At 38.8% G+C, this 8,718-nt stretch carries 5 protein-coding genes; 3 read left to right on the top strand and 2 right to left on the bottom strand.

Features of this window, described 5'->3' with window-relative positions; translation table 11 throughout:
• Positions 1 to 125: 125 nt before the first annotated feature.
• Both T501_RS20460 and T501_RS16710 read right to left on the bottom strand, forming a co-directional pair.
• Positions 126 to 3,677, bottom strand: a complete 3,552-nt coding sequence (locus T501_RS20460) for a hybrid sensor histidine kinase/response regulator (protein ID WP_049945932.1) — start codon at positions 3,675 to 3,677, stop codon at positions 126 to 128.
• 239 nt (positions 3,678 to 3,916) lie between these two features.
• A complete protein-coding gene (locus T501_RS16710; RefSeq protein WP_044916296.1) occupies positions 3,917 to 4,969 on the bottom strand; it encodes a LacI family DNA-binding transcriptional regulator in 1,053 nt (350 codons plus the stop codon).
• 188 nt (positions 4,970 to 5,157) lie between these two features.
• Between T501_RS16710 and T501_RS16705 the strand changes: the two genes are divergently transcribed.
• The 3 genes from T501_RS16705 to T501_RS16695 are packed head-to-tail and all read left to right on the top strand — an operon-like array spanning position 5,158 to position 8,718.
• The gene (locus tag T501_RS16705; protein WP_026511761.1) at positions 5,158 to 6,078 is read left to right on the top strand and encodes an ABC transporter permease; all 921 of its coding nucleotides are present in this window, start codon (positions 5,158 to 5,160) and stop codon (positions 6,076 to 6,078) included.
• A 14-nt stretch (positions 6,079 to 6,092) separates the two neighbouring features.
• Positions 6,093 to 7,007 carry a carbohydrate ABC transporter permease gene (locus T501_RS16700; RefSeq protein WP_026511760.1) on the top strand — a complete coding sequence of 305 codons (915 nt, stop codon included), beginning with the start codon at positions 6,093 to 6,095 and terminating at the stop codon, positions 7,005 to 7,007.
• 55 nt (positions 7,008 to 7,062) lie between these two features.
• Complete coding sequence (locus T501_RS16695) at positions 7,063 to 8,718, top strand: ABC transporter substrate-binding protein (protein WP_026511759.1); 1,656 nt, start codon at positions 7,063 to 7,065, stop codon at positions 8,716 to 8,718.

Raw genomic sequence — 8,718 nt, 5'->3', positions numbered from 1 at the left:
GCACTTGCTGCGCTGAGCGTGAGAATGTTCTACGTCTTGAATATAGGATTTGCCCCTTTGCCGAAGGCAACTGGAATGGGCAAATCCAGTTGCTGTGAGCACCGTAAGGTGTGAACAGTAACGTGTTAAAGCTTTGCCGCACAGATTGCTTCTTTAATCAAACGATACTCGTTTATAAAAGAAGTATGGTGGGATGTGATATAGTTTACATCCAAATTCTCTCTTTTTGAAGCTTTTTCAAGGGAAAGTGCCTTTGCAGCAAGATCAGTGATGCCAAGTATGCGCAGGTTTCCTTTGATTGCGTGGATGAGTATATTATATTCTTTCCAGTTCTGGTTATCGTAAAGAAGAGTCAGCTGATCCCTTTTCGAATCAAAGTCCTGAGTAAAATAATTTAGTGTATCAAAATAGGCCTCAGAGCTGTCTCCACAGTACTCTATTGCGCTGTCTGTATCTATTCCGGCAAGCTTAAGCTTCATAATATCGTAGATTAGAATATTATTTGGTTCAATTGGTATATCATCTGTTATTTCAAACTCACTGAGATTTGTTGTTTCTTCAGTCGCATAGGCACACTCCGGCAGATATTTTGTCAGTATCGAAACCAGGGCATTTATTCCTATTGGTTTGGATAAATAGTCATCAAAGCCTTCACTTAGATATTTTTCTCTGGCACCTACAATTGCATTTGCTGTAAGGACAACAATCTTTGTACTTTCCGGAATAAGATCAAGCTCACGAAGCTTTTGCAGAGTTTCTATGCCATCCATTTTAGGCATCATGTGATCAAGGAAAACAATATCATATATCTTATCAGACATAGCAGATATTGCCTCAGCGCCGGAAGTGACTGAATCAGGTTTGATATGGCATAGCTTTAACAGGTTTGTAGCAACCGTGAGGTTCAGACTATTATCATCAACCACAAGTACCTGAGCGTATGGAGCATTTATCAGATCACTGTCTGAGCGCTCACCATTATTACTTGACGGATTTTGCGTAAAAGCTCCTATAGGCGTTCTGTCAGTGATTCTCTGCTCTATTGTGAAGTAGAATAAGGAACCTTCGCCATAGGTACTTTTTACACAAATTTTGCTTCCCATAAGAGTGAGAAGGTTTGAAACAATAGACATGCCAAGGCCGGTTCCTTCGATATTCCGGTTTTTCTTTTCATCAAGCCTTTGGAATGACAGGGTGAGACGGTTTATATCCTCGGAACGTATACCAATACCTGTATCCTGAACGGAAACGTAAAGGAATAGTTTGTCTGAGCTCATACTATCTGCACGAACTGTGAGGCGAACGTAACCCTTTTCGGTGTATTTTACAGCATTTGTTAAAAGATTCATTATAACCTGCTTAATCCTCACATCATCACCAAAAAGAGTACGAGGAAGCGTTTTATCAATATCTGAAATCAGTTCAAGGCCTTTTTCGTCTGCACGGCGTGAAATAGAGTTAAGCAAGTCGTTTATTAATGAAGCGGTGTCATAGTTAACAGGAATAATATCCATTTTACCATCCTCTATTTTTGAAAAATCAAGGATGGTATTTATAAGTGCCAGCAAGGTATTACCTGCAGAATCGATTCCTTTTGAATAATCAAGAATGTCATTATCATCGCTACTTCTAAGAATCATTTCATTCATACCAAGTATGGCATTTATGGGAGTTCGGATTTCATGGGACATCTGTGCCAGGAATTGACTTTTTGCCTTGTTGGCTTCGTTTGCAGCAACTTCTTTTTGTTTTAAAATCTGTGCCTCATAATCACGGCGCATATTAGTGGAACGCAATTCTTCCATTTTTCTTACATTTAACTGCTCGTTTTTATATCCAAGATAATAGAAAAATGAAATCATAAGGAAAATGATCAATGAAACAATGATATTGAAAGAAAGCTGTCTGTAGGTCTCCTCAAAAAGCTCTTTGTCACTTATGGCTATAACTACATACCATTGACTAATTACTGGTTCGATGAATAAAGTATATGCTTCACCGGAAATATACACTTTGGAAGTAGCGTTTTTGTTATTTGTAAGGGTTTCTAAAAAGCCCTCACCGTATATTTCATCTATATCACGGCCATTTAAGGATGAATCATGATGAGCTATTATCATACCATCGTGATCAACGACGAAACCATAACCTTTTCCGGCTATATTGACATCCTGAATAGTAGTAGTTACATGATTAACAACCATGTCAAGAGCAACAACCTCACGATTGCTGTAATCACCTTTGCTGCCACCATCAGATAGAAGCTTACATATAGTAATGACAACAGAACCTGTCTGGGCATCAACGTAAGGTGAAACTATTATGGTTTTTCCTTCAGCATTCACCGCATTTTTGTACCAGTCTCTGTTCTCTACATTGTAATCCGGGGGAGGAACCCAACCTGAGCCATCCATGTATTCACCATTTATATAGGCATAGAGACCGGTAAAGTTTTCATCAAACTGTTCTGACTGGTTTTCGGTTTGCTTATAAATGTAATCACGGATAATATCTTGTGAATCACCGTTGTGCAGCATTATATCTACGGTATCAGCAGTAACCCAGAGAATGGATCTTGCAACTCCCAGATAATTTTCAAAGTCCTCTGCGGTTGAATATACCTTAGCCTGACCATCCTCCATGGCACCTGTCACTGAAACCTGATAAAACAGGCGGGCTGTATACAAAACAGATGTTATCATAAGACAGAATGTGATGGCTATTGTCATGATAAAATTGAAACGACCTCGCTTTATTGAAGCCCCTTCCTGAAAATCGTTCTCAAGAGATTTGTACCTGATAGCGGTCATCAAAATGATCATCAATATAAAAGCTACCAGAATTATGGAAATAATAAACAATGTGATAGCGATGCTACTGTAAACATCCGGATTATCTGCAGAAGATGGGAGATGGTGTTTCATATAAACGCCTATGTAATAGCCTCCGACACCTCCAAAGAAAATGATGACAGTAACAGTAATTTGCAAAAGTATTGTAAAATGCGTTTCCTGAACGGTACGTTCCTGTCTGGCTGTTCCGCGTTGTTCATAGCATTTATTAGCTGAAGGATTCAGAAAAATAAGCGACAGGCACTCCAATAAAGAAAAATAGTGGTAAGGATTAACCAGCTCACTTCCCCAATCAAAGCAGGAGGATGTCCACATTCCATACTCAAATATTATAAAGCATAGTATTGTCAGATGAAGCCAGGGTATTTCCTTGAAATTATCCCTGTTTTTAAAATAGTGGGATATAACCTGTACGCAGATACAGGAAATGCATATTGCAAAGAATCCCTCCCATATGTTATTAAATATTCCTCCGAATCGGATGTATATGAAAAACTGCCATATACCTAGAGGAATGGGAACAAGTATTATGGGGTGAAAAAAGCCTTTGGATTCCTTGGGACGCATATCAATTGTCAAAAGGAATAAAAAAAGATAGCCTATATTCCAACCAAAATAAGCCATCAGTTCGGATACATTAGGATCTTCGCCAATAACCAAAGTATAGGTTGTCCAATAATAATCGCTAAGCAGGTGAGCCAAAAAGAAAACAGAAATAAAAAGCCATCCGCGTTTTGGTGTTTTGATGTATTTAAAGAGCGCATAAAGAGCGCCGAGTACTACGGCAAGCAGAGTATATACATTTTCAATGGTATCTATACCCATAACGCTGGCTCCTCTCATAGTGATGGTATTATATATATTTTAAAGCTTTTAGAAGTCTTATATTATAAAAGTTTCCTAAATAACTAATAAAATATCCCATCAGAGAAGGAGCCGGAGATAACTGGTTTTTATAGAGTCATGTTTTTTAGAAAAACGGGAATAGAATGGACTTGCGGGCTTTTTTCTTTTTGCCCGCAAGAAGTCATATATTATTGTTCTTATCAGGAAAAGATAAGAATTTAAATTAATGTAGAATCCCTGTAAATCAGATCTGTCTCAGTGTAAGTAATTCTGTAGTTAAGGTCTGGCTGTTCAATCCTTGACATTACAAGATTGGCAGCGGAATAACCGATAATCTGGCTATGAATATGGCTTGTTGAAAGTGAGGGAGTAATTATTTTGGATTCAGGTGAATCATCGAAGCCAAAAAGTTTAATGTCATGGGGACATTCTATTCCCATCTTCTTGAGACCATATAGCAGGTCAAGAGCCACAAAATCGTTCGCACATATGAACATTTCAGGCAGCTCTTTCATGTTTTCAAGTGCACTGTATAAATATTCTCTATAATCTGAATCATGAGGATGAACCTCAGAAAGACAGTATTTATCCTCAAATGCAAGGTTATTAATGTAAAGAGCCTCTCTGAAAGCTATGAAACGTTCATAGAATGAACGGCAGTGGGTAACCTGACCTACAAAGCCTATTTTGGAAATACCCTTTTTGCTCATATCATTTACAACAGTGTAAATGCTTGAAAAATTGTCCATTAAAAGGATATCCGCATTTAATGGTTTCCAAAAGCTTGCAACCGGCGCATCTATCATGAGAACAGGTATATTGAGATTACAAAGTGTTTCACAATATGTATGGTCAAACATTTCTATACAAACTATAGCTTTAGTGTTCTCCGGCCTGAATGAAATAGGAAGAGAAAGATCTGTTATATTATTCGCATCTACTCTGTGCATTGTAAGACTGTAGCCAAGAAGAGACACTTCATGTTGAAACTTATCAAGCATGGTAGATGCAAAATGTGAATTATTTAAAAAGCGTCCTGTGAGAAGAGCTATTTCTCCGGAGGCTTTAGCTTTTGAAATTAATGGATTCTTAATTTCTGAGACAGAGTTGGCATATGAAAATTGCTTATAACCCATCTCTATTGCTTTTTCTAATACTTTTTGTCTGGTAGATTCTGCGAGAACACCTGTATTATTGATTGCTTTTGATACAGTATTTCTGGATAAACCAAGTGCATCTGCTATGTCCTGCAGTGTGACTTTTCCTGCCATAATAATTCTCCATTTGATTTTGATTCATAATGATTGTTTCATTATAAAATGTAAAAATCATGATGTCAAATGTAAATGTAAAATGTGCAAATGTAAAATAATTATGTTGACACTAATCTTGTGCTGTGATATATTTTACATACGCAAAGAGATGTTACAAATGTAAAAACATTGCGGAGGAGTTTTTTATGAATGCAAAAGCGAAAAACAATAACCTGCACAATACACTCATCTATATAAAGCAGCATTGGCAGTTATATGTGTTCTTCTTAGGACCGGCACTGCTTCTGACTATAGTATTCAGATACATTCCGATGGGTGGAATTCTTATTGCTTTCCAGAAGTACAATCCATTTAAAGGAATACTTGGAAGCGAATGGGTAGGTCTTAAGTACTTTCAACAGTTTCTATCGTCCCCGGACTTTTTACAGTATCTGGTAAACACACTTAAACTTAGTGTTTTCGGATTGCTTTGGGGATTCCCAATGCCGATTATTCTTGCACTTTTGCTTAACAGAATTGCAAGCAGCAAGATTAAGCAGAAGATTCAGCTTGTTTTATACATGCCTAACTTCATATCAGTAATAGTCCTTTGTGGTATGGTAAGAATCCTTCTTTCTGTAACAGGACCTCTGAATATGATGCTTGGCACAAACATAAACTTCCTTACAATTCCAGCTGCATTCAGACCGATATACATTATCAGTGGAATATGGCAGGGTGCCGGATGGGCTTCAATCATGTACACAGCAGCCCTTTCGAATGCAAGTAAGGAGCTTAAGGAAGCCGCACAGATCGATGGAGCCAATATTTGGCAACAGATCAAGGCAGTAGAGTGGCCTGCTATTAAGGATATGGTAGTAATCCAGTTTATACTTCAGGCAGGAAACATCATGAGTGTCGGATTTGAAAAAGCATATGCACTTCAGTCTGACATGAACCTTGCTTCATCTGAAATTATCGCAACCTATGTTTATAAAAAGGGTCTTCTTAATGGAGATTACAGTTATTCAACAGCGGTTGGTCTTTTCAATACAGTTATAAACGTAATCCTTCTGATTGCAGTTAATAAAATAGTAGAAAAGCTTAACGACGGTCAGGGATTATAAAGGAGGAGAAACAAATGCAAAAAGCAATTACTATCAGAAAGAGTGAATTTGCAAGAGCTTCCATGGGAGATAAGCTGTTTCTCTTAGTTGGATATATATTATTGGCTTTGTTTGTAGCAGCCATCATAGGACCTGTTGTTTACATTATAGTTGCATCATTCATGGATCCGATCACTCTTCAGAATAAAGGTATTGTTTTTGATCTGAGCAAGTGGACACTTACAGCCTATGAAAGAGTTATGACAAATCCTCAGATTTGGGTAGGTTTTGGTAACGCAGTTCTTTATTCAGTATTGTTCAGCTTTATATCAGTATTTATCACATTGTTATGTGCTTACCCTATGTCCAGAGATGATTTTAAGGGCAAGAAAATATTCAATACAATTTTCATCATCACCATGTTTTTTGGTGGCGGACTTATTCCTACATACCTTCTTATAAGTAATATGGGACTTCTTGATAGCATGTGGGCAATCATTCTTCCGGGATCATTCAGCGTTTGGAATATGATCATCGCAAGAACATATTATAAGGGAGTACCCGGTGAGCTTAGAGAGGCTGCTGATGTGGATGGAGCAAATGAGCTGGTATTTTTCTTCAGAATACTGCTTCCTGTATGTACACCGCTTATAGCAGTATTGGTACTTTGGCAGTTCGTAGGAATGTGGAACAGCTATTTTGATGCAATGATTTATCTCAATTCAGCAAGTAAGCAGCCTTTGCAGCTCGTTCTTAGAGCAATCCTTATTCAGAATGAGCCGGATCCGGGTATGATCGCAGATATGCAGAGTACTGCACAAAGAGCACAGCTTGCAGAGCTTTTGAAATATGCAACTATCATCATTTCAAGCTTGCCTTTGATAGTTATGTATCCGTTCTTCCAGAAGTATTTTGATTCGGGAATTATGGTTGGTTCAGTTAAAGGCTAACGTTAATTCACCTGTTATACAGGTTTGAATAGTTTCTAATGAAAAGGAGAGGACAATGAAAAAGAAAACAACAAAGTTACTGTCTACAGCGCTTGTCATTGCTATGTCAGCAAGTGCGCTCACAGGTTGTGGCAAGGGGACTTCAACTGGCAGTGGTGCAGCTAAGGTAGATGCTGAGAACATCACTTTCCCTCTTGAAGAGAAGGTTACTATCACAGGTACAACCAGCTATCCTTCAGGAACAGAGGCTGAGCCTAACAACAGAACAATCTTCAAGAGACTTGAAGAGGAGACCAATGTACATGTAGATTGGACAGCTATTTCAAACGATCAGTGGGGAGACAAGATTCAGCTGACAATGGCTAACAAGGACATGCTTACAGATTTCATATTCAATGCAGGATTCAGTAACTCTGATCTTATCAGATATGCAGACCAGGGCGTTATTCTTCCTGTTGAAGAATATATTGACAAAAACATGCCTAATCTTAAGGCTGTATTCGATAAGTACCCTGAATACCGCACAATGTGCGAGGATTCAGAGGGACATATCTGGGCACTTCCCTGGATTGAACAGCTCGGTTCTAATAAGACAGCTATTCAGACTGTAGGTAATAACTTCACTTACATCAACAAGAAGTGGCTTGATTTCCTTGGACTTCAGACACCTACAACAGTAGATGAGTTTGAAGAAGTTCTTAAGGCTTTCAAGGATCACGCAGCAGAGCTTCAGGCAGAGTTTGGTATTGAGGGTGACATCATTCCTATGTCATGCATTATGAACGATCAGGATCCCAGCCTTCTTATCAACGGATTTGGTGAAGGATATGGTGACAACGATATAGGACAGCATATCGCTGTAACAGATGACAAGAAGGTTATCTGCACAGCTACACAGGAAGGCTTCAAGTCAGGTATGCAGTGGCTTCACAAGCTCTATGACGAGGGACTTATCGATCCTGAGTGCTTCACACAGGATTGGTCAACATATGTAGCTAAGGGTAAATCTCACAGATATGGCGTATGCTTCACATGGGATGTTGCTAATATCGACAACCTTGAGGACTATGTACCTCTTGCAGCTCTTCAGGCTGATACAAAGAACGTAACACCTATGAATGGTTCATTCACATCTGGTTTTGATCGCGGCAGATGCGTAATTACAGCTAAATGTGACAACCCTGCATTCGTATGTGCTTGGCTTGATCGTATGTATGATCCTTTCCAGTCTCCTCAGAACAACTGGGGTACTTACGGTGAGGACGATGAGTTCGATATCTTCGAGCTTTCAGAGAACGATAAGGGTGAGAAGATGCTTAAGCATGCACCTCTTGGAGATGCTTCACCTGTTGAAGTTCGTGAGGCAGAGGCTGTTGGTGGTCCTCTTGCAATCCTTGATGAGTACTATGGTGTATATGTAACATGCCCTGATGATGCTCAGTATCGTCTTGACTGGATCAAGGAATATTACACAGATGATATGCACGGTGAGTATGTATATCCTAACGTATTCATGACAGCTGATGACACAGAGAAGCTTACAACAATCCAGACTGATCTTATCAGCTACATCAACTCAAGCAGAAGTAACTTCGTTATGAACGGACTTAGCGATGCTGATTGGGATGAGTACATAAAGCAGGTTAACGCTTACGGTCTTGATGAATATCTTTCAATTTATCAGAAATACCTTGATGAGTTCTACAAGTAA

The organism is Butyrivibrio sp. WCE2006, from assembly GCF_000701985.1.
Classification (GTDB): Bacteria; Bacillota; Clostridia; order Lachnospirales; family Lachnospiraceae; genus Butyrivibrio.
This window is presented reverse-complemented; position numbering and strand designations above follow the sequence as displayed.